General features: G+C 38.8%; 28 protein-coding genes and 2 pseudogenes. 28 read left to right on the top strand and 2 right to left on the bottom strand.

Going from position 1 to position 25,360, the window contains the following annotated elements; translation table 11 throughout:
* The first annotated feature begins 11 nt into the window (after positions 1–11).
* The 17 genes and pseudogenes from rfbB to HMPREF3237_RS08795 all read left to right on the top strand — a co-directional run bounded on the left by rfbB (position 12) and on the right by HMPREF3237_RS08795 (position 16,545).
* The gene (gene rfbB / locus HMPREF3237_RS04050; protein ID WP_006146372.1) at positions 12–1,061 is read left to right on the top strand and encodes a dTDP-glucose 4,6-dehydratase; all 1,050 of its coding nucleotides are present in this window, start codon (positions 12–14) and stop codon (positions 1,059–1,061) included.
* Between the two features lie 75 nt (positions 1,062–1,136).
* Positions 1,137–1,991 (top strand): dTDP-4-dehydrorhamnose reductase, encoded by an 855-nt coding sequence (gene rfbD / locus HMPREF3237_RS04055; protein WP_070888929.1) that lies wholly within the window; start codon positions 1,137–1,139, stop codon positions 1,989–1,991.
* A gap of 561 nt (positions 1,992–2,552) precedes the next feature.
* A complete protein-coding gene (locus tag HMPREF3237_RS04060) occupies positions 2,553–2,867 on the top strand; it encodes a YdcP family protein (RefSeq protein WP_000420682.1) in 315 nt (104 codons plus the stop codon).
* 15 nt (positions 2,868–2,882) lie between these two features.
* Positions 2,883–3,269 (top strand): YdcP family protein, encoded by a 387-nt coding sequence (locus tag HMPREF3237_RS04065; protein ID WP_000985015.1) that lies wholly within the window; start codon positions 2,883–2,885, stop codon positions 3,267–3,269.
* A gap of 28 nt (positions 3,270–3,297) precedes the next feature.
* The gene (locus HMPREF3237_RS04070; RefSeq protein ID WP_000813488.1) at positions 3,298–4,683 is read left to right on the top strand and encodes an FtsK/SpoIIIE domain-containing protein; all 1,386 of its coding nucleotides are present in this window, start codon (positions 3,298–3,300) and stop codon (positions 4,681–4,683) included.
* 2 nt (positions 4,684–4,685) lie between these two features.
* Positions 4,686–4,838 (top strand): hypothetical protein, encoded by a 153-nt coding sequence (locus HMPREF3237_RS08785; protein ID WP_000879507.1) that lies wholly within the window; start codon positions 4,686–4,688, stop codon positions 4,836–4,838.
* 22 nt (positions 4,839–4,860) lie between these two features.
* Positions 4,861–6,066 (top strand): MobT family relaxase, encoded by a 1,206-nt coding sequence (gene mobT / locus HMPREF3237_RS04075; protein ID WP_070888930.1) that lies wholly within the window; start codon positions 4,861–4,863, stop codon positions 6,064–6,066.
* A 42-nt stretch (positions 6,067–6,108) separates the two neighbouring features.
* Positions 6,109–6,330: a hypothetical protein gene (locus tag HMPREF3237_RS04080; protein WP_001009056.1), complete on the top strand. Its 222-nt coding sequence runs from the start codon at positions 6,109–6,111 to the stop codon at positions 6,328–6,330.
* Positions 6,331–6,446: 116 nt separating this feature from the next.
* Positions 6,447–6,944, top strand: coding sequence for an antirestriction protein ArdA (locus HMPREF3237_RS04085; protein WP_000342539.1), 498 nt, complete (start codon positions 6,447–6,449; stop codon positions 6,942–6,944).
* Between the two features lie 88 nt (positions 6,945–7,032).
* A complete protein-coding gene (locus HMPREF3237_RS04090) occupies positions 7,033–7,425 on the top strand; it encodes a conjugal transfer protein (RefSeq protein ID WP_000723888.1) in 393 nt (130 codons plus the stop codon).
* Positions 7,409–9,856, top strand: a complete 2,448-nt coding sequence (locus HMPREF3237_RS04095; RefSeq protein ID WP_000331160.1) for a conjugal transfer ATPase TcpF — start codon at positions 7,409–7,411, stop codon at positions 9,854–9,856. Before HMPREF3237_RS04090 ends, HMPREF3237_RS04095 begins: the two co-directional genes overlap by 17 nt.
* Positions 9,857–9,858: 2 nt before the next feature.
* The gene (locus tag HMPREF3237_RS04100) at positions 9,859–12,036 is read left to right on the top strand and encodes a CD3337/EF1877 family mobilome membrane protein (protein ID WP_000804748.1); all 2,178 of its coding nucleotides are present in this window, start codon (positions 9,859–9,861) and stop codon (positions 12,034–12,036) included.
* Complete coding sequence (locus HMPREF3237_RS04105) at positions 12,033–13,034, top strand: bifunctional lytic transglycosylase/C40 family peptidase (RefSeq protein WP_070659532.1); 1,002 nt, start codon at positions 12,033–12,035, stop codon at positions 13,032–13,034. Before HMPREF3237_RS04100 ends, HMPREF3237_RS04105 begins: the two co-directional genes overlap by 4 nt.
* The gene (locus tag HMPREF3237_RS04110) at positions 13,031–13,963 is read left to right on the top strand and encodes a conjugal transfer protein (protein WP_001224319.1); all 933 of its coding nucleotides are present in this window, start codon (positions 13,031–13,033) and stop codon (positions 13,961–13,963) included. The genes HMPREF3237_RS04105 and HMPREF3237_RS04110 overlap by 4 nt, the downstream gene beginning before the upstream one ends.
* Positions 13,964–14,276: 313 nt before the next feature.
* Positions 14,277–14,324: pseudogene (locus tag HMPREF3237_RS09150) on the top strand (hypothetical protein); the annotation flags it as partial.
* A gap of 15 nt (positions 14,325–14,339) precedes the next feature.
* Positions 14,340–16,259: a tetracycline resistance ribosomal protection protein Tet(M) gene (gene tet(M) / locus HMPREF3237_RS04115; RefSeq protein ID WP_000691727.1), complete on the top strand. Its 1,920-nt coding sequence runs from the start codon at positions 14,340–14,342 to the stop codon at positions 16,257–16,259.
* A 118-nt stretch (positions 16,260–16,377) separates the two neighbouring features.
* The gene (locus HMPREF3237_RS08795; RefSeq protein ID WP_000336323.1) at positions 16,378–16,545 is read left to right on the top strand and encodes a cysteine-rich KTR domain-containing protein; all 168 of its coding nucleotides are present in this window, start codon (positions 16,378–16,380) and stop codon (positions 16,543–16,545) included.
* A gap of 59 nt (positions 16,546–16,604) precedes the next feature.
* Here the strand turns inward: HMPREF3237_RS08795 and HMPREF3237_RS04120 are convergent, their stop codons facing one another.
* Complete coding sequence (locus tag HMPREF3237_RS04120; RefSeq protein ID WP_001227347.1) at positions 16,605–16,958, bottom strand: helix-turn-helix transcriptional regulator; 354 nt, start codon at positions 16,956–16,958, stop codon at positions 16,605–16,607.
* 504 nt (positions 16,959–17,462) lie between these two features.
* Here HMPREF3237_RS04120 and HMPREF3237_RS04125 point away from each other — a divergent pair.
* Complete coding sequence (locus HMPREF3237_RS04125; RefSeq protein WP_000804885.1) at positions 17,463–17,885, top strand: sigma-70 family RNA polymerase sigma factor; 423 nt, start codon at positions 17,463–17,465, stop codon at positions 17,883–17,885.
* A complete protein-coding gene (locus HMPREF3237_RS04130) occupies positions 17,882–18,112 on the top strand; it encodes a helix-turn-helix domain-containing protein (protein ID WP_000857133.1) in 231 nt (76 codons plus the stop codon). Before HMPREF3237_RS04125 ends, HMPREF3237_RS04130 begins: the two co-directional genes overlap by 4 nt.
* A gap of 225 nt (positions 18,113–18,337) precedes the next feature.
* On the opposite strand, the gene HMPREF3237_RS09075 is transcribed toward HMPREF3237_RS04130, so the two are convergent.
* On the bottom strand, positions 18,338–18,589 hold the full coding sequence (locus tag HMPREF3237_RS09075) for a hypothetical protein (RefSeq protein WP_001845478.1): 252 nt from the start codon (positions 18,587–18,589) through the stop codon (positions 18,338–18,340).
* Between HMPREF3237_RS09075 and HMPREF3237_RS04135 the strand changes: the two genes are divergently transcribed.
* The 9 genes and pseudogenes from HMPREF3237_RS04135 to HMPREF3237_RS04170 all read left to right on the top strand — a co-directional run bounded on the left by HMPREF3237_RS04135 (position 18,573) and on the right by HMPREF3237_RS04170 (position 25,357).
* On the top strand, positions 18,573–18,776 hold the full coding sequence (locus HMPREF3237_RS04135; protein ID WP_000814511.1) for an excisionase: 204 nt from the start codon (positions 18,573–18,575) through the stop codon (positions 18,774–18,776). The two genes, HMPREF3237_RS09075 and HMPREF3237_RS04135, sit on opposite strands and share 17 nt — an antisense overlap.
* 81 nt (positions 18,777–18,857) lie before the next feature.
* Positions 18,858–20,075 carry a tyrosine-type recombinase/integrase gene (locus HMPREF3237_RS04140; protein ID WP_001291561.1) on the top strand — a complete coding sequence of 406 codons (1,218 nt, stop codon included), beginning with the start codon at positions 18,858–18,860 and terminating at the stop codon, positions 20,073–20,075.
* 366 nt (positions 20,076–20,441) lie between these two features.
* Positions 20,442–21,633 (top strand): annotated as a pseudogene (gene ftsA, locus HMPREF3237_RS04145) (cell division protein FtsA); the annotation flags it as partial.
* Entirely contained in the window at positions 21,624–21,809 is a 186-nt protein-coding gene (locus tag HMPREF3237_RS09155) for a hypothetical protein (RefSeq protein ID WP_373879054.1), read from the top strand. The pseudogene ftsA and the gene HMPREF3237_RS09155, both read left to right, overlap by 10 nt.
* A 16-nt stretch (positions 21,810–21,825) precedes the next feature.
* Positions 21,826–23,079 carry a cell division protein FtsZ gene (ftsZ, locus tag HMPREF3237_RS04150; RefSeq protein ID WP_006146382.1) on the top strand — a complete coding sequence of 418 codons (1,254 nt, stop codon included), beginning with the start codon at positions 21,826–21,828 and terminating at the stop codon, positions 23,077–23,079.
* A gap of 9 nt (positions 23,080–23,088) precedes the next feature.
* The gene (locus HMPREF3237_RS04155) at positions 23,089–23,760 is read left to right on the top strand and encodes a YggS family pyridoxal phosphate-dependent enzyme (RefSeq protein WP_070888932.1); all 672 of its coding nucleotides are present in this window, start codon (positions 23,089–23,091) and stop codon (positions 23,758–23,760) included.
* Positions 23,761–23,769: 9 nt separating this feature from the next.
* Positions 23,770–24,315 (top strand): cell division protein SepF, encoded by a 546-nt coding sequence (locus HMPREF3237_RS04160; RefSeq protein WP_070888933.1) that lies wholly within the window; start codon positions 23,770–23,772, stop codon positions 24,313–24,315.
* Positions 24,315–24,575, top strand: a complete 261-nt coding sequence (locus tag HMPREF3237_RS04165) for a YggT family protein (protein ID WP_006146385.1) — start codon at positions 24,315–24,317, stop codon at positions 24,573–24,575. The genes HMPREF3237_RS04160 and HMPREF3237_RS04165 overlap by 1 nt, the downstream gene beginning before the upstream one ends.
* On the top strand, positions 24,572–25,357 hold the full coding sequence (locus tag HMPREF3237_RS04170) for a YlmH family RNA-binding protein (protein WP_070888934.1): 786 nt from the start codon (positions 24,572–24,574) through the stop codon (positions 25,355–25,357). Before HMPREF3237_RS04165 ends, HMPREF3237_RS04170 begins: the two co-directional genes overlap by 4 nt.
* Positions 25,358–25,360 lie beyond the last annotated feature (3 nt).

Raw genomic sequence — 25,360 nt, forward strand, 5'->3', positions numbered from 1 at the left:
AAGGAAAGAATATGACTGAATACAAAAATATCATAGTGACGGGTGGAGCTGGTTTTATCGGTTCCAACTTTGTCCACTATGTTTATAAACATTTTCCAGATGTTCACGTGACAGTCCTAGACAAGTTGACTTATGCTGGGAATCGCGCTAATATTGAGGATATCTTAGGGAATCGTGTTGAGTTGGTTGTGGGTGATATTGCGGATGTGGGATTGGTAGACAAGTTGGCATCTCAAGCAGATGCCATTGTGCACTATGCGGCGGAAAGCCATAATGATAATTCACTGAATGATCCATCACCATTTATTTATACTAACTTTATCGGAACATACACACTTTTGGAAGCAGCGCGTAAATATGATCTTCGTTTTCACCATGTATCAACAGATGAAGTCTATGGGGATCTCCCTTTACGCGAAGATTTACCAGGTCATGGTGAAGGTCCAGGTGAGAAATTTACTGCTGAAACAAAATACAATCCAAGTTCGCCTTACTCATCAACTAAGGCAGCTTCAGATTTGATTGTCAAAGCTTGGGTACGATCATTTGGTGTCAAGGCAACGATTTCTAACTGTTCAAATAACTACGGTCCTTACCAGCATATCGAAAAATTCATTCCTCGCCAAATTACCAACATCCTAAGTGGAATTAAGCCAAAGCTGTACGGTGAAGGTAAGAACGTTCGTGACTGGATTCATACCAATGACCATTCTTCAGGTGTTTGGACAATCTTAACAAAAGGTCAAATTGGTGAGACCTACTTGATTGGGGCTGATGGTGAGAAAAACAACAAGGAAGTTTTGGAACTTATCCTTAAGGAAATGGGACAACCTGCCGATGCCTATGATCATGTGACTGACCGTGCAGGACACGACCTGCGCTATGCAATTGATGCAAGCAAGCTCCGTGATGAGTTGGGGTGGAAACCAGAATTTACCAACTTCGAACAAGGTCTTAGAGAAACCATCCAATGGTATAAAGATAATCAAGAGTGGTGGCAGGGAGAAAAAGAGGCTGTTGAAGCCAACTATGCGAAGACACAAGAGGTTCTTGAAAAATAAAATTGAGGTCGATATCTTTTGTCTCAACCTCTATTGCTATACTGAAGAATCGAGAACTCGTTGAAAGGAAGCAAAATGATATTAATTACAGGGGCAAATGGCCAATTAGGAACTGAACTTCGCTATTTATTGGATGAACGTAATGAAGAATACGTTGCTGTAGATGTGGCTGAGATGGACATTACCAATGCAGAGATAGTTGAGAAAGTTTTTGAAGAAGTTAAACCGACTTTAGTCTATCACTGTGCAGCCTACACAGCTGTTGATGCTGCAGAGGATGAAGGAAAAGAATTGGATTTTGCCATCAATGTTACAGGGACAGAAAATGTTGCTAAAACATCCGAAAAGTACGGTGCGACTCTTGTCTATATTTCTACTGACTATGTCTTTGATGGTAAGAAGCCAGTCGAACAAGAGTGGGAAGTAGATGACAAACCAGATCCGCAAACTGAATACGGTCGTACTAAGCGCATGGGTGAGGAGCTTGTAGAAAAACACGTTTCAAACTTCTATATTATCCGTACTGCCTGGGTTTTTGGAAATTACGGCAAAAACTTCGTCTTCACGATGCAAAACCTAGCAAAAACCCATAACACCTTGACAGTTGTAAATGATCAACATGGTCGACCAACCTGGACGCGTACCTTGGCCGAGTTTATGACTTTCCTAGCTGAGAATCGCAAGGAATTTGGTTATTATCATTTGTCAAATGATGCGACGGAAGATACAACTTGGTATGATTTTGCAATTGAGATTTTGAAGGATACAGATGTCGAAGTTAAGCCAGTAGATTCGAGCCAATTCCCTGCTAAGGCTAAACGTCCGCTAAACTCAACAATGAGTCTGGTCAAAGCCAAAGCAACAGGATTTGTCATTCCAACTTGGAAAGATGCCTTAAAAGAATTTTATAAACAAGAAGTGAGGAAATGAATAATAAATACTTAGGAGCTAGTTTTTAGCTTCTTTTTGTTTGTAAAAAATAAAAGTGAATTACTTATGAACTGGAATTAATAGTTGTGTGTAGAACTAAAAATCAAAACTAGCTGTAAAGCTGAATAGGATATTTATACAATTAAGTGAAAATTCTTTGTAAATGTTACGGATTTTCAGGATAACTTTCTGTATTTTTGATAACTTTTCACTATTTTTATGGTTAAAAATAGCATAAAAATCTAGTTATCCGCATAAAAACTGGACTTATCACACTTTATCAAGGTCAAAACCACTCAATTTACTACTAATTTACTACTTATGAATGTGCTTTGATACGACGATTTATCCTTGAAAAGTGAAGATATAAAGATACTTCCAATAAAATTTGAATATTTAATAGGTAGACACTTCAAAAAATGAGGTGTCTATTTTTTTACCCGATTTTGAAAGGAAGTGAACTTATGAAAACAAAAAATCAAGAATCAAAAGGTCGTTCCCCACTCTTTAAGACCATCAAACATTCATTCAGCCAATAAAAAAGAAAGGATAGGTAAAAATATGGAACTTAAATTTGTGATTCCCAACATGGAAAAAACATTCGGCAATTTAGAATTTGCTGGCGAGGATAAAGTCGTTCAGCGAAGAATCAACGGACGGCTAACTGTCTTATCAAGAAGCTATAATCTCTATTCTGATGTTCAAAGAGCAGATGATATTGTGGTGGTGCTTCCTGCTGAAGCTGGCGAAAAACATTTCGGCTTTGAGGAACGTGTGAAGTTAGTCAATCCACGTATTACCGCAGAGGGCTACAAAATCGGCACTCGTGGTTTTACAAATTACCTTTTACATGCTGACGACATGATAAAAGAATAAAGAAAGAGAGGAAAAATGATGAGATTAGCAAATGGCATTGTATTAGATAAAGACACGACTTTTGGAGAATTGAAATTCTCTGCTCTACGTCGTGAAGTGAGAATCCAAAATGAAGACGGGTCGGTTTCAGATGAAATCAAGGAACGTACCTATGACTTAAAATCCAAAGGACAAGGACGCATGATTCAAGTAAGTATTCCTGCCAGCGTGCCTTTGAAAGAGTTTGATTATAACGCACGGGTGGAACTTATCAATCCCATTGCGGACACCGTTGCTACTGCCACCTATCAAGGAGCAGATGTTGACTGGTATATCAAGGCAGACGATATTGTGCTGACAAAGGATTCTAGTTCATTCAAAGCTCAACCACAAGCAAAGAAAGAACCGACACAAGACAAATAGTCGCTAGGTAGAAAGGAGACTTTTTCGCATGAAACAGCGTGGTAAAAGGATTCGCCCATCTGGTAAAGATTTAGTCTTTCATTTTACGATAGCGTCACTCCTGCCTGTTTTCCTGCTGGTTGTCGGACTGTTTCATGTGAAGACAATCCAGCAGATCAACTGGCAGGATTTTAACCTATCACAAGCAGATAAGATTGACATTCCCTATTTAATTATCAGTTTCAGTGTCGCAATTCTTATCTGCTTGCTGGTAGCGTTTGTATTCAAACGGGTTCGCTATGATACGGTTAAACAACTTTACCACCGTCAAAAACTGGCAAAGATGATACTTGAAAACAAGTGGTATGAATCTGAACAGGTCAAAACAGAGGGTTTCTTTAAAGATAGTGCTGGTCGTACAAAGGAAAAGATAACCTACTTCCCTAAAATGTATTATCGACTTAAAAATGGCTTGATACAGATACGGGTGGAAATCACGCTGGGAAAATATCAAGACCAACTCTTACACTTGGAAAAGAAATTAGAGAGTGGCTTGTACTGTGAGCTGACGGATAAAGAGTTAAAGGATTCCTATGTGGAATATACTTTGCTCTATGACACCATAGCCAGTCGTATTTCTATTGATGAAGTAGAAGCTAAAGATGGTAAACTTCGCTTAATGAAAAACGTATGGTGGGAATATGATAAGCTCCCTCATATGTTGATTGCTGGTGGTACAGGTGGCGGTAAAACTTACTTTATACTGACACTGATTGAAGCCTTGCTTCATACAGATTCAAAACTGTATATTCTTGACCCGAAAAATGCTGATCTTGCGGACTTAGGTTCTGTGATGGCAAATGTCTACTATAGAAAAGAAGACTTGCTTTCTTGCATTGAAACATTCTATGAAGAAATGATGAAACGTAGTGAGGAAATGAAGCAGATGAAGAACTATAAGACTGGCAAAAATTATGCTTACTTAGGTCTCCCGGCACACTTCTTAATCTTTGATGAATACGTCGCTTTCATGGAAATGCTGGGAACAAAAGAAAACACCGCAGTTATGAATAAGCTGAAACAGATTGTCATGTTAGGTCGTCAAGCTGGCTTCTTTCTAATACTGGCTTGTCAACGTCCAGACGCAAAATATTTAGGCGACGGAATCCGTGATCAGTTTAATTTCAGAGTGGCTTTAGGTCGTATGTCTGAAATGGGCTATGGCATGATGTTTGGCAGTGACGTACAAAAGGATTTCTTCTTAAAGCGAATCAAAGGTCGTGGCTATGTTGATGTAGGAACAAGTGTCATATCAGAGTTTTATACTCCCCTTGTACCAAAAGGATATGATTTCTTGGAGGAAATTAAAAAGTTATCCAACAGCAGACAGTCCACGCAGGCGACGTGCGAAGCGGAAGTCGCAGGTGTGGACTGATCTTGCTGGCTGGTGTGGCAATAGCCACGCCAGCACTTAACCCCCCGTATCTAACAGGGGGGTACAAATCGACAGGAAACAGTCAAAAAAACATTAGAAAATCCTTTGGTTACAAGGGATTTACAAAATTTCAGCGTATGTCAAATGGGCTTTAAAAGTTGACATACGCCTTTTTGATTGGAGGGATTTTTACTGAATGAACAAACTTGGTTACAGCATTTAAAAGAAAAACGCTTGGCTTATGGACTATCTCAAAACCGTTTAGCTGTTGCGACTGGTATTACAAGGCAGTATCTAAGCGATATTGAAACAGGAAAAGTCAAGCTATCAGAGGATTTACAGCAGTCCCTTTGGGAAGCTCTGGAACGCTTCAATCCCGACGCTCCCCTTGAAATGCTGTTTGATTATGTAAGAATTCGCTTTCCGACAACAGACGTACAGCAGGTGGTCGAAAACATCTTACAACTGAAACTGTCCTATTTTCTTCATGAGGACTATGGTTTCTATTCTTATTCAGAGCATTATGCTTTAGGCGACATATTCGTCCTTTGCTCCCATGAACTGGACAAAGGAGTTCTGGTGGAATTGAAAGGTCGTGGGTGCAGACAATTTGAAAGCTATCTTCTGGCACAACAAAGAAGCTGGTATGAGTTCTTTATGGACGTTTTGGTGGCTGGCGGTGTGATGAAACGCCTTGACCTTGCCATTAACGATAAGACAGGGATTTTAAATATCCCTGTACTCACTGAAAAGTGCCAACAGGAAGAATGTATCTCCGTCTTCCGCAGTTTTAAAAGCTATCGCAGTGGCGAACTGGTACGCAAAGAGGAAAAGGAATGTATGGGAAACACCCTCTATATCGGTTCATTACAAAGTGAAGTTTATTTCTGTATCTATGAAAAGGACTACGAGCAGTACAAGAAAAATGATATTCCCATTGAAGACGCAGAAGTAAAAAACCGTTTTGAGATTCGATTGAAAAATGAGCGTGCCTATTATGCAGTCCGTGATTTACTCGTCTATGACAATCCAGAGCATACCGCCTTTAAAATTATCAATCGGTATATCCGTTTTGTAGATAAAGACGATTCCAAACCTCGTTCTGATTGGAAACTGAATGAAGAATGGGCTTGGTTTATTGGGAACAATCGTGAACGATTAAAACTAACCACAAAACCAGAGCCTTACTCCTTCCAAAGGACGCTGAACTGGCTATCTCATCAAGTTGCCCCGACCTTAAAGGTTGCGATTAAACTTGATGAAATCAACCAGACGCAGGTTGTAAAAGACATTCTCGACCATGCGAAACTGACAGACCGACACAAGCAGATTTTGAAGCAACAGTCAGTAAAAGAACAGGACGTGATAACAACAAAAAAATAACTCAAATACAAATTCATTGAATATAGAGAGGAGAACATTTTTATGAATTTTGGACAAAACCTTTATAACTGGTTTCTATCAAACGCTCAATCACTGGTGCTTTTAGCAATCGTTGTGATTGGCTTGTATCTTGGCTTCAAGCGTGAGTTTAGCAAACTGATTGGCTTTTTAATTATTGCGATTATTGCGGTTGGCTTAGTCTTCAACGCTGCTGGAGTAAAAGACATTTTACTAGAGCTATTCAATCGCATTATTGGTGCTTAAATAAAACCGTTCTTTTGTGGAATATAAGTGGTTTTCTTATGTTCCGCAAAGGAATGGTACACCAAACGAAGTGCGGTAGGGATTTTTGAATCTCTACAAAGAAAGGACGTGAATATATGGACGATATGCAAGTCTATATTGCGAATTTAGGCAAATACAATGAGGGTGAATTGGTCGGTGCGTGGTTTACCTTTCCCATTGACTTTGAGGAAGTCAAAGAGAAAATCGGCTTGAATGATGAATATGAGGAATACGCCATTCATGACTACGAGTTACCCTTTACGGTTGACGAATACACTTCCATTGGCGAACTCAATCGACTATGGGAAATGGTATCGGAATTACCCGAAGAATTACAATCGGAGCTATCTGCTCTGCTCACTCATTTTTCAAGCATTGAAGAACTAAGCGAACATCAAGAGGATATTATCATTCATTCCGATTGTGATGATATGTATGACGTGGCACGCTACTACATTGAAGAAACGGGTGCTTTAGGCGAAGTACCAGCTAGTCTTCAAAACTATATTGATTATCAAGCCTATGGTCGGGATTTAGACCTTTCAGGAACGTTTATCTCAACCAATCATGGGATTTTTGAAATCGTCTATTAAATCTGTCGGTACATTACTACTGGCAGATTTTCTATTTTACGGGGTGGCTCAATCAGCTACCCCTATTTTTTATGAAAGGATTGATTACATGAAGAAAATACGAAGCTATACCAGTATCTGGTCTGTGGAAAAGGTACTGTATTCTATCAATGATTTTAGACTTCCGTTTCCCATAACCTTTACGCAAATGACATGGTTTGTCGTGTCACTCTTTGCAGTGATGATACTTGGCAACTTGCCCCCTCTTTCCATGATAGAGGGAGCATTTCTCAAATACTTTGGGATTCCTGTGGCTTTCACATGGTTTATGTCTACAAAAACTTTTGATGGTAAAAAGCCTTATGGATTTTTGAAGTCTGTCATTGCTTATGCACTGCGACCAAAGCTGACCTATGCAGGAAAAAAAGTAACGCTTGGCAGAAACCAGCCACAAGAAGCCATTACAGCAGTTAGGAGTGAATTTTATGGCATATCCAATTAAATACATTGAAAACAATCTCGTCTGGAATAAAGACGGGGAATGTTATGCTTACTATGAGCTTGTTCCTTACAATTACTCATTTCTAAGTCCAGAACAGAAAATACAAGTGCATGATTCTTTCAGACAGCTTATCGCACAAAATCGTGATGGCAAAATTCATGCTTTACAAATCAGTACAGAATCCAGCATACGTTCTGCACAAGAGCGTTCCAAAAATGAAGTCACTGGCAAGCTCAAAGCGGTTGCCTATGACAAAATCGACCAACAGACAGACGCTTTAATATCCATGATTGGCGAAAATCAAGTGAACTACCGTTTCTTTATCGGCTTTAAGTTGCTTCTCAACGATCAGGAGTTTTCTATGAAAAGTCTTACCGTTGAAGCAAAAAATGCTTTGTCTGATTTTGTCTATGATGTGAACCATAAGCTGATGGGCGATTTTGTTAGTATGAGTAATGATGAAATCCTGCGTTTTCAGAAGATGGAAAAGCTCTTAGAAAATAAAATCTCTCGTCGTTTCAAAATCCGCAGGTTAGATAAGGACGACTTCGGCTATCTGATTGAACACCTTTACGGACAGACAGGCACTGCCTATGAAGAGTATGAGTACCATCTATCAAAGAAAAAGCTGGATAATGAAACGCTGATTAAATACTATGACTTGATTAAGCCTACTCGCTGTTTGGTGGAAGAAAAACAGCGATATTTGAAAATCCAGCAGGAAGATGAAACCGTCTATGTAGCTTACTTTACCATTAACAGCATTGTCGGAGAACTGGACTTCCCGTCCTCTGAAATCTTCTACTACCAGCAACAGCAATTTACATTCCCGATTGATACGTCAATGAATGTGGAAATTGTAGCGAATCGTAAAGCCCTATCTACTGTCCGCAATAAAAAGAAAGAACTGAAAGACTTGGATAACCACGCTTGGCAAAGTGATAATGAAACCAGCTCCAATGTGGCGGAAGCTCTGGAAAGTGTGAATGAGCTGGAAACCAATTTAGACCAAAGCAAGGAATCTATGTACAAGCTGTCTTATGTGGTAAGGGTATCAGCAAATGATCTTGACGAACTCAAACGTCGTTGTAATGAAGTGAAAGATTTTTATGACGATTTAAGCGTAAAACTGGTACGACCATTTGGGGATATGCTCGGCTTACATGAAGAATTTTTACCTGCCAGCAAGCGTTATATGAATGATTATATTCAATACGTGACCTCTGATTTCCTCGCTGGTTTAGGTTTTGGTGCTACTCAAATGCTGGGGGAAAATGAGGGGATTTATGTTGGCTACAGCTTAGATACTGGACGCAATGTCTATCTGAAACCTGCTCTTGCCAGTCAAGGGGTTAAGGGTTCAGTAACCAATGCGTTAGCGTCGGCTTTTGTTGGTTCGCTGGGTGGTGGTAAATCCTTTGCGAATAACCTTATCGTCTATTATGCGGTGCTTTATGGGGCACAAGCAGTGATTGTAGACCCAAAAGCAGAACGTGGCAGATGGAAAGAAACCTTGCCAGAGATTTCCCATGAAATCAATATCGTCACTCTGACTTCTGATGAGAAAAACAAAGGCTTACTTGACCCTTATGTGATTATGAAAAATCCCAAAGATTCTGAATCACTGGCTATTGATATTCTGACATTCCTTACGGGGATTTCCTCTCGTGATGGGGAACGCTTCCCAATCCTTAGAAAAGCCATTCGTGCAGTAACCAATAGTGAAGTACGAGGGTTGATGAAAGTGATTGAGGAATTACGGGTTGAGAATACGCCACTAAGTACCAGTATAGCCGACCATATCGAAAGTTTTACAGACTATGACTTTGCACATTTATTATTCAGTAATGGTTATGTGGAGCAGTCTATCAGCTTAGAAAAACAACTGAACATTATACAGGTTGCGGACTTGGTACTTCCCGACAAGGAAACTTCCTTTGAGGAATATACCACTATGGAGCTTTTATCCGTTGCTATGCTGATTGTCATTAGTACCTTTGCTTTAGACTTTATCCATACAGACCGAAGCATTTTCAAGATTGTAGATTTAGACGAAGCATGGAGCTTTTTACAGGTAGCACAAGGAAAAACACTATCTATGAAGCTGGTTCGGGCTGGTCGTGCTATGAACGCTGGGGTATATTTCGTGACCCAAAATACAGACGACCTCTTAGATGAAAAACTGAAAAATAACCTCGGCTTAAAATTTGCATTTCGTTCCACTGACCTTAACGAGATTAAAAAGACCTTAGCCTTTTTTGGTGTAGACCCAGAGGACGAAAACAATCAGAAGCGATTGCGTGATTTGGAAAACGGGCAATGCCTTATCAGTGATTTATATGGTCGTGTCGGTGTGATACAGTTCCACCCTGTATTTGAAGAACTGCTCCATGCCTTTGATACCAGACCACCTGTGCGAAAAGAGGTGTAAATGTGAAACCATCAATAGTAAACAGAATAAAATCAAACTGGACGCTGAAACGTCTAGGTAAAGTGGCAATGACAGTGGCTTTCACACTTGTGATTGCCATTTTTCTTTTAGCCATGCTGGGAACGGTGGTTCAAGCTGCGGGCTTGGTAGATGATACGGTCAATGTGGCAAATGAATACAGCCGATACCCACTTGAAAACTATCAACTGGATTTTTATGTGGATAATAGCTGGGGCTGGCTTCCGTGGAACTGGTCGGACGGGATTGGAAAACAGGTCATGTATGGACTATATGCCATTACCAATTTTATTTGGACAATCAGTTTGTATGTTTCCAATGCGACAGGTTACTTAGTACAGGAAGCCTATTCCTTAGACTTCATTTCCGCTACAGCAGATTCCATTGGTAAGAATATGCAGACCTTAGCTGGTGTGAGTGCAAACGGATTTTCAACAGAGGGTTTCTATGTTGGATTCCTCTTACTCTTGATTTTGGTTCTTGGGGTTTATGTTGCCTATACGGGACTGATAAAGAGAGAAACCACAAAGGCAATTCATGCCATTATGAATTTTGTGCTGGTGTTTATCCTATCGGCTTCCTTTATTGCCTACGCTCCCGACTACATTAAAAAAATCAATGACTTTTCATCAGACATCAGTAATGCCAGTTTATCACTTGGCACGAAGATTGTCATGCCCCATTCCGATAGTCAAGGCAAGGACAGCGTGGACTTAATCAGAGATAGCCTGTTTTCCATACAGGTTCAGCAACCGTGGCTACTGCTTCAATACAACAGTTCAGACATTGAAAGTATCGGTATTGACCGTGTGGAAAGCCTGCTCTCCACCAGCCCAGATTCCAACAATGGCGAAGACAGAGAAAAAATTGTTGCGGAAGAAATTGAAGACAGAAGCAATACCAATCTAACCATTACAAAGACCATTAACCGTTTAGGTACAGTCTTCTTCCTATTTGTCTTCAATATTGGGATTTCCATATTTGTATTCCTATTAACAGGAATCATGATTTTCTCGCAGGTACTTTTTATCATCTATGCTATGTTTCTGCCTGTGAGCTTTATTTTAAGCATGATTCCATCATTTGATGGTATGTCAAAACGAGCCATAACAAAGCTCTTTAATACCATTTTGACACGAGCTGGAATCACATTGATTATTACGACAGCATTTAGTATTTCAACCATGCTCTATACCTTATCGGCTGGTTATCCGTTCTTTTTGATTGCTTTTCTACAGATTGTGACCTTTGCAGGAATCTACTTCAAGCTGGGCGATTTAATGAGTATGTTTTCTCTACAGAGTAACGATTCTCAAAGTGTGGGAAGTCGTGTGATGAGAAAACCTCGTATGCTTATGCACGCTCACATGCACCGTCTACAGCGGAAACTTGGACGTTCCATGACTACTCTAGGGGCTGGGTCTGCCATTGTTACAGGTAAAAAAGGACAGTCGGGTTCGGGGAGTTCTGCAAGGACACAAGCAGATCACTCCCGACCAGACGGAAAGGAAAAATCAACACTTGGAAAACGTATCGGTCAAACCATCGGTACAGTAGCTGATACCAAAGACAGAATGGTAGACACTGCTAGTGGTTTGAAAGAACAGGTTAAAGATTTGCCGACCAATGCAAGATATGCAGTATATCAAGGAAAATCCAAAGTAAAAGAGAATGTCCGTGATTTAACCAGTAGTATTTCTCAAACCAAAGCGGACAGAGCCAGTGGACGCAAGGAACAGCAGGAACAAAGGCGAAAAACCATTGCGAAGCGTCGCTCTGAAATGGAACAGGTCAAACAGAAAAAACAGCCTGCTTCTTCTGTTCATGAAAGACCGACTACAAGACAAGAACAATATCATGATGAACAGACCTCAAAACAGTCTAATATTCAGACTTCATATAAGGAATCTCAACAAGCCAAACAAGAGCGTCCAGCAGTTAAGTCCGATTTTTCAAGTCCAAAAGTGGAACGCCAAGGCAATACCGTTCAAGAAAAAACCGTTCAAAAGCCAGCAACTTCAACCACTACAGCAGATAGAACTTCACAACGTCCAATCACAAAAGAACGTCCGTCTACTGTTCAAAGAGTACCACTACAAAATACAAGAAGTAGACCACCAATCAAAACCGCCACCATTAAGAAAGTCGGTAAGAAACCATGAAGTTGAAAACTTTAGTGATTGGTGGTTCTGGATTATTCTTGATGGTCTTCTCACTGCTTCTGTTTGTTGCCATTTTATTTTCAGATGAACAGGACAGCGGAATTTCCAATATTCATTATGGAGGTGTGAATGTTTCCGCAGAAGTGCTGGCTCATAAGCCTATGGTAGAAAAATATGCCAAAGAATATGGCGTTGAAGAATATGTCAACATACTTCTTGCGATTATACAGGTGGAATCGGGCGGTACTGCGGAAGATGTTATGCAGTCCTCGGAATCCCTCGGTCTTCCACCTAATTCATTGAGTACAGAAGAATCCATTAAGCAAGGTGTGAAGTATTTCAGTGAATTATTAGCCAGTAGCGAAAGGCTCAGTGTAGATTTAGAATCGGTTATCCAGTCCTACAATTATGGTGGTGGTTTCTTAGGGTATGTGGCTAATCGTGGAAATAAATATACCTTTGAACTGGCTCAAAGTTTCTCAAAAGAGTATTCAGGTGGCGAAAAAGTGTCTTACCCCAATCCCATAGCCATACCTATCAATGGGGGCTGGCGATACAACTATGGCAATATGTTTTATGTGCAACTGGTAACGCAGTATCTTGTCACAACAGAGTTTGATGATGATACGGTACAAGCCATCATGGACGAAGCACTGAAATATGAGGGCTGGCGATACGTTTACGGTGGAGCTTCCCCGACTACTTCTTTTGATTGTAGCGGATTGACACAATGGACGTATGGAAAAGCTGGAATTAACTTACCACGAACCGCACAACAGCAATATGATGTGACCCAGCATATCCCACTATCGGAAGCACAAGCTGGCGATTTGGTTTTCTTTCATTCTACCTATAACGCTGGCTCTTATATTACTCATGTTGGGATATACCTTGGCAATAACCGTATGTTTCATGCAGGCGACCCAATCGGTTATGCCGACTTAACAAGCCCCTACTGGCAACAGCATTTAGTGGAAGCAGGACGAATCAAACAATGAGAAAGGAAGATTTAATGATGAAATTTAGAAAAAATCAGAATAAAGAAAAACAGATACCAAAGGAAAAGAAACCTCGTGTCTATAAGGTCAATCCTCATAAAAAGGTTGTGATTGCCTTGTGGGTACTTTTAGGGCTTAGTTTCAGCTTTGCGATATTCAAGCACTTTACAGCTATAGATACTCATACTATTCACGAAACAACTATCATAGAAAAGGAATACGTTGATACTCATCATGTAGAAAATTTTGTAGAGAACTTTGCGAAAGTCTACTATTCATGGGAGCAATCCGATAAGTCCATTGATAATCGAATGGAAAGTCTAAAAGGCTATCTGACAGATGAACTTCAAGCTCTCAATGTTGATACAGTACGCAAAGATATTCCTGTATCGTCTTCTGTAAGAGGATTTCAGATATGGACGGTAGAGCCAACTGGCGACAATGAGTTTAATGTAACCTACAGTGTAGACCAGCTCATTACAGAGGGAGAAAATACAAAGACCGTCCACTCTGCTTATATAGTGAGTGTCTATGTAGATGGTTCTGGAAATATGGTACTGGTTAAGAATCCGACCATTACCAACATACCTAAGAAATCAAGTTATAAACCAAAAGCCATTGAAAGTGAGGGGACGGTTGATTCCATTACAACCAATGAAATCAATGAGTTTTTAACGACGTTCTTCAAGCTCTATCCTACAGCGACAGCCAGTGAACTTTCCTACTATGTGAATGACGGGATATTAAAACCAATCGGAAAAGAGTACATCTTTCAAGAACTGGTAAATCCTATTCACAATCGTAAGGATAATCAAGTCACGGTATCGCTGACAGTGGAGTATATCGACCAGCAGACCAAAGCAACGCAGGTATCTCAATTTGATTTGGTACTTGAAAAGAACGGGAGTAATTGGAAGATTGTAAAATAACAAATATTGGTACATGATTACAGATACTTTGTAATCATGTACTCTTTTTGATAAAAAATTGGAGATTCCTTTACAAATATGCTCTTACGTGCTATTATTTAAGTGACTATTTAAAAGGAGTTAATAAATATGCGGCAAGGTATTCTTAAATAAACTGTCAATTTGATAGCGGGAACAAATAATTAGATGTCCTTTTTTAGGAGGGCTTAGTTTTTTGTACCCAGTTTAAGAATACCTTTATCATGTGATTCTAAAGTATCCAGAGAATATCTGTATGCTTTGTATACCTATGGTTATGCATAAAAATCCCAGTGATAAAAGTATTTATCACTGGGATTTTTATGCCCTTTTGGGTTTTTGAATGGAGGAAAATCACATGAAAATTATTAATATTGGAGTTTTAGCTCATGTTGATGCAGGAAAAACTACCTTAACAGAAAGCTTATTATATAACAGTGGAGCGATTACAGAATTAGGAAGCGTGGACAAAGGTACAACGAGGACGGATAATACGCTTTTAGAACGTCAGAGAGGAATTACAATTCAGACAGGAATAACCTCTTTTCAGTGGGAAAATACGAAGGTGAACATCATAGACACGCCAGGACATATGGATTTCTTAGCAGAAGTATATCGTTCATTATCAGTTTTAGATGGGGCAATTCTACTGATTTCTGCAAAAGATGGCGTACAAGCACAAACTCGTATATTATTTCATGCACTTAGGAAAATGGGGATTCCCACAATCTTTTTTATCAATAAGATTGACCAAAATGGAATTGATTTATCAACGGTTTATCAGGATATTAAAGAGAAACTTTCTGCCGAAATTGTAATCAAACAGAAGGTAGAACTGTATCCTAATATGTGTGTGACGAACTTTACCGAATCTGAACAATGGGATACGGTAATAGAGGGAAACGATGACCTTTTAGAGAAATATATGTCCGGTAAATCATTAGAAGCATTGGAACTCGAACAAGAGGAAAGCATAAGATTTCATAATTGTTCCCTGTTCCCTGTTTATCACGGAAGTGCAAAAAACAATATAGGGATTGATAACCTTATAGAAGTGATTACGAATAAATTTTATTCATCAACACATCGAGGTCCGTCTGAACTTTGCGGAAATGTTTTCAAAATTGAATATACAAAAAAAAGACAACGTCTTGCATATATACGCCTTTATAGTGGAGTACTACATTTACGAGATTCGGTTAGAGTATCAGAAAAAGAAAAAATAAAAGTTACAGAAATGTATACTTCAATAAATGGTGAATTATGTAAGATTGATAGAGCTTATTCTGGAGAAATTGTTATTTTGCAAAATGAGTTTTTGAAGTTAAATAGTGTTCTTGGAGATACAAAACTATTGCCACAGAGAAAAAAGATTGAAAATCCGCACCCTCTACTACAAACAACTGTTGAACCGAGTAAACCTGAACAGAGAGAAATGTTGCTTGATGCCCTTTTGGAAATCTCAGATAGTGATCCGCTTCTACGATATTACGTGGATTCTACGACACATGAAATTATACTTTCTTTCTTAGGGAAAGTACAAATGGAAGTGATTAGTGCACTGTTGCAAGAAAAGTATCATGTGGAGATAGAACTAAAAGAGCCTACAGTCATTTATATGGAGAGACCGTTAAAAAATGCAGAATATACCATTCACATCGAAGTGCCGCCAAATCCTTTCTGGGCTTCCATTGGTTTATCTGTATCACCGCTTCCGTTGGGAAGTGGAATGCAGTATGAGAGCTCGGTTTCTCTTGGATACTTAAATCAATCATTTCAAAATGCAGTTATGGAAGGGATACGCTATGGTTGCGAACAAGGATTATATGGTTGGAATGTGACGGATTGTAAAATCTGTTTTAAGTATGGCTTATACTATAGCCCTGTTAGTACCCCAGCAGATTTTCGGATGCTTGCTCCTATTGTATTGGAACAAGTCTTAAAAAAAGCTGGAACAGAATTGTTAGAGCCATATCTTAGTTTTAAAATTTATGCGCCACAGGAATATCTTTCACGAGCATACAACGATGCTCCTAAATATTGTGCGAACATCGTAGACACTCAATTGAAAAATAATGAGGTCATTCTTAGTGGAGAAATCCCTGCTCGGTGTATTCAAGAATATCGTAGTGATTTAACTTTCTTTACAAATGGACGTAGTGTTTGTTTAACAGAGTTAAAAGGGTACCATGTTACTACCGGTGAACCTGTTTGCCAGCCCCGTCGTCCAAATAGTCGGATAGATAAAGTACGATATATGTTCAATAAAATAACTTAGTGTATTTTATGTTGTTATATAAATATGGTTTCTTGTTAAATAAGATGAAATATTTTTTAATAAAGATTTGAATTAAAGTGTAAAGGAGGAGATAGTTATTATAAACTACAAGTGGATATTGTGTCCTGTATGTGGAAATAAAACACGATTAAAGATAAGGGAAGATACTGAATTAAAAAAATTCCCCCTCTATTGTCCGAAATGCAGACAAGAAAATTTAATTGAAATAAAGCAGTTCAAAGTAACTGTGATTACAGAGCCAGACGCAAAGACGCAGAGCCGATAAAATGAGATTAATACAATCTCATTTTATCGGCTCTTTCCGTTATGTATGGATTCTTTTAATTAGTCTTCGATGTTTCTTGCTTCGTTGATACCGCTGGCTAAAGATTCCATTAAGGATAGTTCTTTGTCTGTAAAGCTATCCATGTATTTCTCTATCTGTAATCGTCGGGTGCTTTTTACCAAGTTATTAGCAGGTAAGAAAAATTCATCAACGGAAACATGAAGTAACGATACAAGGTCATAAAGAACTTGTATGCTGGGGTGTTGCCCTTTATTTTCAATATTAGTTAAGTACCGTGGGTCAATTTCAATCAATGCTCCCACTTGTTCACGAGTTAAACCTCGTTTCAATCGAGCTTCTTTAATGGCTAAACCAAAGGCTCTAAAATCATATTTATCTTCTTTTTTACGCATAGTAGACCACCTCTATACATTTTATTGTTCCTACTGAATTAAAAACAGGTATAGAAAAACGTGTTATATGGTTTATAGGTTTATATTTAATAAAAAGCACTACTAAACGCCAATAAAAAAAACCGTTATATGGTAGTGCTATTTACGCTGTTAAAATATTGTATATTACTTCCAAATGGCGGTTTGTTGGAGGTCAACGTCGCCATGAAGTACATCATATACAATAAATTTCCTTACATTGGGTTCTTGTCAAAAAAAGTCGTCTATCTGCAATAGATAAGTACGTCCACCAATGTGGTTTTATAAATCATATAGATAGAATAACAGAAGCATGTAAACAGAGAAATAAATCTGTTTATATGCTTTTTTGGCTATTCAGAACTTTTTTACAAAGTTTATTTATCAGTAATGCAACAAATCCCCCTTTCACATTGGGACTAAGAGTGAAAGGAGATAAACGAGCAAGGCTCACTTCCTTTCCTAGACAGAAAGGGGGTGAGAAACATGAAACCATCTTCTTTTCAGACCACAATAGAAAATCAGTTTGACTATATCTGTAAACGTGCTATGGAAGACGAGCGAAAGAATTATATGCTTTATCTTTCAAGGATTGCAAAGCGTGAGGTGTCCTTTTCGGATGTTGGCGATTATCTTGTTAGCCAGTTTGCGACAACAGATAACTATTCAACTGACTTTCAGATTTTTACACTCAATGGGTTATCAGTAGGCGTTGAAAATGATTTGTTGAGTGAAGCATTACGTGAGTTGCCAGACAAGAAACGTGAAATTCTACTGCTGTTTTACTTTATGGACATGAGCGATTCAGAAATTGCAGACCTGTTGAAATTGAACCGTTCTACTGTCTATCGGCATAGAACCAGTGGACTAGCCTTAATTAAAAAGTTTATGGAGGAATTTGAAGAATGAAAACACAATATCCTATGATTCCCTTTCCTCTCATTGTAAAGGCAACAGATGGCGATACCGAAGCGATTAACCAGATTCTACATCATTACAGAGGGTACATAACGAAGCGTTCCCTACGACTTATGAAAGATGAATATGGCAATCAAAGTATGGTCGTTGATGAAGTCTTACGTGGAAGAATGGAAACCAGACTGATTACAAAGATTTTGTCATTTGAAATTAAGTAATATCCTCTCTCCTTTCGTGGAAGCGTGCTAAACCATTCCACGCTTCCCGAACAGGGAGGTTTGTTATTCCACCAAAGCATATTGAGCTTTCAATGTGTTTTGATAGGCTAACGAGCCATTGTTCTTTGAAAACTGAATAAAAGTAATCGAATACGTTTCGATAAGAAAAGAGCCAACGGAACTAACCGCCATGACCTATCTTATAAAGATAGCGAGCGATTCATGTTAGTGATCCGAGAAGCAATCTTTAGCAGGATTGCCTGCAACGACATTCTTATCGTGATAATGATACTCCCATACAGTCAATAGTCCGAGCGTGATAAAACCGTCGCAGGCAATGAGTATGGCTACATGAGAACCATGCAGGGGTGGAACTCCCGTGAGCTTTGCTAAAGCTGTTCGATTGCTGGTAAAACAACTTTTATGAAATCCAAATAAGTGATTTGGAAAGGAGGATTTTATGAAGCAGACTGACATTCCTATTTGGGAACGTTATACCCTAACCATTGAAGAAGCGTCAAAATATTTTCGTATTGGCGAAAACAAGCTACGACGCTTGGCAGAGGAAAATAAAAATGCAAATTGGCTGATTATGAATGGCAATCGTATTCAGATTAAACGAAAACAATTTGAAAAAATTATAGATACATTGGACGCAATCTAGCGTCGCCAAAGGGTCTTGTATATGATAAAATAGTATTAAGTCGTATCAAGGCTCTTTCCATAAAGGAAAGGAGCAAATGCCATGTCAGAAAAAAGACGTGACAATAAAGGTCGAATCTTAAAGACTGGAGAGAGCCAACGAAAAGACGGAAGATACTTATACAAATATATAGATTCATTTGGAGAACCGCAATTTGTTTACTCGTGGAAACTTGTGGCTACAGACCGAGTACCAGCAGGAAAGCGTGATTGTATCTCACTTAGAGAGAAAATCGCAGAGTTACAGAAAGACATTCATGATGGTATTGATGTTGTAGGAAAGAAAATGACACTCTGCCAGCTTTACGCAAAACAGAACGCTCAAAGACCAAAGGTTAGAAAAAACACTGAAACTGGACGCAAATATCTTATGGATATTTTGAAGAAAGACAAGTTAGGTGTAAGAAGTATTGACAGTATTAAGCCATCAGACGCTAAAGAATGGGCTATTAGAATGAGTGAAAATGGTTATGCTTATCAAACCATCAATAACTACAAACGTTCTTTAAAGGCTTCATTCTATATTGCTATACAAGATGATTGTGTTCGGAAGAATCCATTTGACTTTCAACTGAAAGCAGTTCTTGATGATGATACTGTCCCTAAGACCGTACTAACAGAAGAACAGGAAGAAAAACTGTTAGCCTTTGCAAAAGCTGATAAAACCTACAGCAAAAATTATGATGAAATTCTGATACTCTTAAAAACAGGTCTTCGTATTTCAGAGTTTGGTGGTTTGACACTTCCAGATTTAGATTTTGAGAATCGTCTTGTCAATATAGACCATCAGCTATTGAGAGATACTGAAATTGGGTACTACATTGAAACACCAAAGACCAAAAGTGGCGAACGTCAAGTTCCTATGGTTGAAGAAGCCTATCAAGCATTTAAGCGAGTGTTAGCGAATCGAAAGAATGATAAGCGTGTTGAGATTGATGGATATAGTGATTTCCTCTTTCTTAATAGAAAGAACTATCCAAAAGTGGCAAGTGATTACAACGGCATGATGAAAGGTCTTGTTAAGAAATACAATAAGTATAACGAGGATAAATTGCCACACATCACTCCACATAGTTTGCGACATACATTCTGTACCAACTATGCAAATGCAGGAATGAATCCAAAGGCATTACAGTACATTATGGGACATGCTAATATAGCCATGACGCTGAACTATTACGCACATGCAACATTCGATTCTGCAATGGCAGAAATGAAACGCTTGAATAAAGAGAAGCAACAGGAGCGTCTTGTTGCTTAGTAGTACAAATGAATTTACTACTTATTTACCACTTCTGACAGCTAAGACATGAGGAAATATGCAAAGAAACGTGAAGTATCTTCCTACAGTAAAAATACTCGAAAGCACATAGAATAAGGCTTTACGAGCATTTAAGAAAATATAAAAAGATAATTAGAAATTTATACTTTGTTTTAGAGAAAAATAGTGAAACCAGCACTCGAAATGGAATGATAAAATAAATTTTATGAAAAACCTTCGATAAAATCATAAAAAATTAGGCACGAATTGGATTTTTGTGATATAATATTCTGTGAATAGCTATGCCTTCTTGTAGCTGTTAAAAATCAAAGTGTGAAACTTGGAGGACAGAGAGGACGCGATGTAATGACTAGAAATGGTTTCTTTACAGGCTTAGATATCGGGACAAGCTCTATTAAAGTGTTAGTTGCTGAGCTTGTAGATGGTGAAGTAAATGTAATCGGCGTTAGCAACGCCAAAAGTAAAGGTGTCAAGGATGGAATTATCGTTGACATCGAAGCCGCAGCGACGGCTATCAAATCTGCTATTTCTCAAGCGGAAGAAAAAGCAGGAATTTCAATCAAGTCTGTAAACGTTGGGCTTCCAGCGAACTTGTTGCAGGTTGAGCCGACTCAAGGAATGATTCCTGTAACATCAGACACAAAAGAAATTACAGATCAAGACGTTGGAAATGTTGTTAAATCTGCTTTGACAAAGAGCATGACGCCAGATCGCGAAGTAATCACTTTTGTGCCAGAAGAATTTGTGGTTGACGGTTTCCAAGGTATTCGTGATCCTCGTGGTATGATGGGTGTTCGTTTGGAAATGCGTGGACTACTCTACACAGGTCCAAGAACTATTTTGCACAATCTTCGTAAGACTGTTGAACGTGTTGGAATTCAAGTTGAAAATGTGATTATTTCACCGCTTGCTATCGTTCAATCTGTTTTGAATGAAGGTGAACGTGAATTTGGAGCGACTGTTATCGATATGGGTGGTGGTCAAACAAGTGTTGCGACAATCCGTAACCAAGAGCTTCAATACACAAATGTATACCAAGAAGGTGGCGATTACGTCACAAAAGACATCTCAAAAGTTCTTAAAACTTCTAAGAAGATTGCAGAAGGCTTGAAACTCAATTATGGTGAAGCTTATCCACAACTTGCAAGCAAAGAAACATTCCAAGTTGAAGTTATTGGGGAAGTAGAACCTGTTGAAGTTACAGAAGAGTACTTGGCTCAAATCATCTCAGCTAGATTAAAACATATTTTTGAACAAATTAAACAAGATTTGGAAAGAAGACATTTGTTAGACTTGCCAGGTGGTATCGCTCTGATTGGTGGGAATGCCATTCTTCCAGGCGTTGTTGAACTTGCCCAAGAAGTGCTTGGAGTACGTGTGAAACTTTACGTGCCAAACCAAGTAGGTATCCGCAATCCTGCATTTGCGCATGTGATTAGTTTGTCTGAATATGCTGGAAGCCTTACAGAAGTTAATATTTTGGCTCAACAAGCAATCAGTGGAGATCAAATTTTACGTCAACAACCAATTGACTTTAGGACTCCAAGTCAGGAGAAACCTGCAGCTTCTCAACGTTCAGTATTTGGGACGACATCAACTGATTCAGTTGAACCAACTTATGCTGTTGACTCAACACTTCCAAATCAATCAGAAGAAAAACCAAAATTGACTGAACGATTCCGTAGCTTAATCGGAAGCATGTTTGATGAATAGGATAGAGGAATAAAATATGACATTTTCATTTGATACAGCAGCAGCACAAGGTGCAGTAATTAAAGTAATTGGTGTCGGTGGTGGTGGAGGAAACGCCATCAACCGCATGGTTGACGAAGGTGTTTCAGGTGTTGAATTCATCGCGGCCAACACAGATGTACAGGCCTTGAGCAGTACAAAAGCTGAAACAGTTATCCAACTTGGTCCAAAATTAACTCGTGGACTTGGTGCTGGAGGACAGCCTGAAGTTGGTCGTAAGGCTGCTGAAGAAAGCGAAGAAGTAATTACTGAAGCTATCAGTGGTGCAGATATGGTCTTCATCACTGCTGGTATGGGTGGTGGTTCTGGTACAGGTGCTGCACCAGTTATCGCTCGTATTGCAAAAGGTCTAGGCGCTTTGACTGTCGGTGTAGTGACACGCCCATTCGGTTTCGAAGGAAGCAAACGTGGTCAATTCGCAGTCGAAGGGATCAACGAACTTCGCGAACACGTTGATACTCTCTTGATTATTTCAAACAATAACTTGTTAGAAATCGTTGATAAGAAGACTCCGCTTCTTGAAGCTTTGTCTGAAGCAGATAATGTTCTTCGTCAAGGTGTTCAAGGAATTACAGATTTGATTACAAATCCTGGTTTGATCAACTTAGACTTTGCAGACGTGAAGACAGTAATGGCAAACAAAGGAAATGCTCTTATGGGTATCGGTATCGGTAGTGGAGAAGAGCGCGTTATTGAAGCAGCTCGTAAAGCTATCTACTCACCACTTCTTGAAACAACAATCGATGGAGCAGAAGATGTCATTGTTAACGTAACTGGTGGTTTGGATATGACTTTGATTGAAGCGGAAGAAGCTTCAGAAATCGTAAACCAAGCTGCTGGCCATGGTGTAAATATCTGGCTCGGTACTTCAATCGACGAATCAATGAAAGATGAAATCCGTGTGACTGTTGTTGCAACTGGAGTTCGTCAAGATGCAGTCGAAAAAGTGGTAGCACCACAACCAAGACAAGCGTCATTCCGTGAACCAGTAAGAACTGGTCACACTCATGCTTATGACCGCAATTTTGATTTAGCAGAGACAGCTGAGCTTCCAACTCCTTCACAACGTCAAACTGAAGCACCAAAAGCATCTGCTTTTGGTGATTGGGACTTAAGACGTGACTCAATTGTTCGTCAAGGGGAATCAGTCGTATCTCCAGTTGAACGTTTTGAAACACCAAGTTCTGACGATGATGAGTTGGAAACACCACCATTTTTTAAAAACCGTTAATTAATTGAGATGGATTTAAAAGAAAATACGAATCAAGTGTTTCAACAGGTTACCAAAGCAATTCAAGAAACCGGCCGTGAAGATGGTTCGGTTTCTGTAATTGCTGTAACAAAATATGTTGATATTGCAACTGCGGCTAATTTGATTGACCAAGGAGTCAAGCACATCGGTGAAAATCGTGTCGACAAATTTCTTGAAAAGTATCATGCTTTAAGTGATAAAAATATTACTTGGCATTTGATTGGTAGTTTACAAAGAAGAAAAGTGAAGGATATTATTCCGTATGTTGATTATTTTCACGCTTTAGATTCTTTGAAATTAGCTCAAGAAATTCAAAAACGCGCCAATCGTAAGGTTAAATGTTTTTTGCAGGTCAATATTTCTGGAGAGGAAAGCAAGCACGGTTTTTCAAAAGAAGAATTATTGACAGTCTTACAAGATCTGTCTAGCTTAGATCAAATAGAGTATGTTGGTCTCATGACCATGGCTCCGTTTGACGCTCAAACAGAAGAGTTGCAAAAAATCTTTAAAGAAACGCAAGAGTTGCAACAATATATTCGTGAACAAGAACTCCCCAATATGCCAATGACAGAATTAAGTATGGGAATGAGTCGTGATTTTAAAGAAGCGATTCAGTGTGGCTCAACTTTTGTTCGAATTGGTACAGCATTTTTTAAATAGGAAATAGTCATGTCATTAAAAGATAAATTTGATAAATTTATAGATTACTTTATAGAAGATGGAGATGAAACTAGTTCAGCTATTGTAGCTGCACAACCTGAACGTTCCCTAGCTTCAGTTCCTTCTAGAAGAGATTTGCCACAAAAGGAAACTCAAGAATCTTCTTCAGTTGATGCAAAAGAGAAAAACATTACAAAACTTCATGCTCGTCAGCAACAATTAGCTATTGAAAGTCATCGTAGTACCGAAAAAGTAACAATTGATGTTCGTTACCCACGCCGTTACGAAGATGCAACAGATATTGTTGATATGTTAGCTGGCAATGAAAGTATCTTGATTGACTTCCAATATATGACTGAAGTTCAAGCGCGTCGTTGTTTAGATTACTTGGATGGAGCTCGTCATGTTCTTGCTGGTGAGTTGCGAAAAGTTGCAAATACAATGTATCTTTTGACACCGGTTGGTGTAGTGGTTAACATTGAAGACATTCGCTTGCCAGAAGAAAGTTCAAGCGAAGAGTTCGATTTTGACATGAAGAGAAATAGAGTACGTTAATGTTTCTAATAATTCGTTTTATCCAAAATGCTACAGATATCTATTCGATGATACTTGTAGCTTTTGCTCTATTATCATGGTTTCCAAATGCTTATAACACCCAGTTAGGTAAGTTTTTAGAGACTTTGTGTAAACCTATTCTTGAACCTCTGAAACGCCTGCCCCTTCAAATTGCAGGTTTGGATTTCTCGGTTTGGATAGCTCTAATTCTCTTGCGCATGATAAGTCGCTATCTCATCAATTTGTTGGTTGTCTTATGAGTAAAGATCTTTACCAACATTTTGCAACTGAGGATATTCCTTTTATTGATAAGAGCCTAGAATGGATGAGGCAAGTAGAAGAACATTACGCACCAATCCTAACTCCTTTTATAAACCCTCATCAAGTTTATATCTTGGAAACACTTGGGAATAATAGAGAAATAAAGACTTTCTCTAGTACCAGTTATGTACCTTCGGAATACGCAAGGGTTCTTCTAGCGCCAGATTATTTCGCACCGAGTTTAGAAAATTTTGAAATGGCCTTGCTTGAAATTGAGTATTCCAGCAAGTTTCAACAACTAACCCATTCAAAAATTCTGGGTACGGTTCTCAATCGATTGGGTATTGATCGTAAATTATTCGGTGATATACTTGTTACGGAACAAAAAGCTCAGATTATAGTGGATCAAAGGTTTACTACCTTGTTCCAGGATGGTATTCAAAAAATTTCCAAGTTGCCTGTAAGTTTAGTAGAACGTTCTTTTTCAGATATTATAAAATCGAAAGATGGCTATCAAGAAAGAGAGGTCTTGGTTTCAAGCCTTCGCTTGGATAGTTTTTTATCAAGCATCTTGAAATTATCTCGTTCGCAAACTTCAAATCTAGTTGAAAAGAAGTTGGTTCAAGTCAATTATCATCTAGTTGAAAAATTAGACTATCAAGTAAAAGTTGGTGATTTGATAAGTGTCAGACGCTTTGGTCGCATTATCTTGCTCAAAGAAAATGGTCAAACCAAGAAAGATAAGAAAAAATTAACAATCCAGCAACTATTAAGTAAGTGAGGA

It is taken from the genome of Streptococcus sp. HMSC34B10 (assembly GCF_001839505.1).
GTDB lineage: Bacteria > Bacillota > Bacilli > Lactobacillales > Streptococcaceae > Streptococcus > Streptococcus peroris.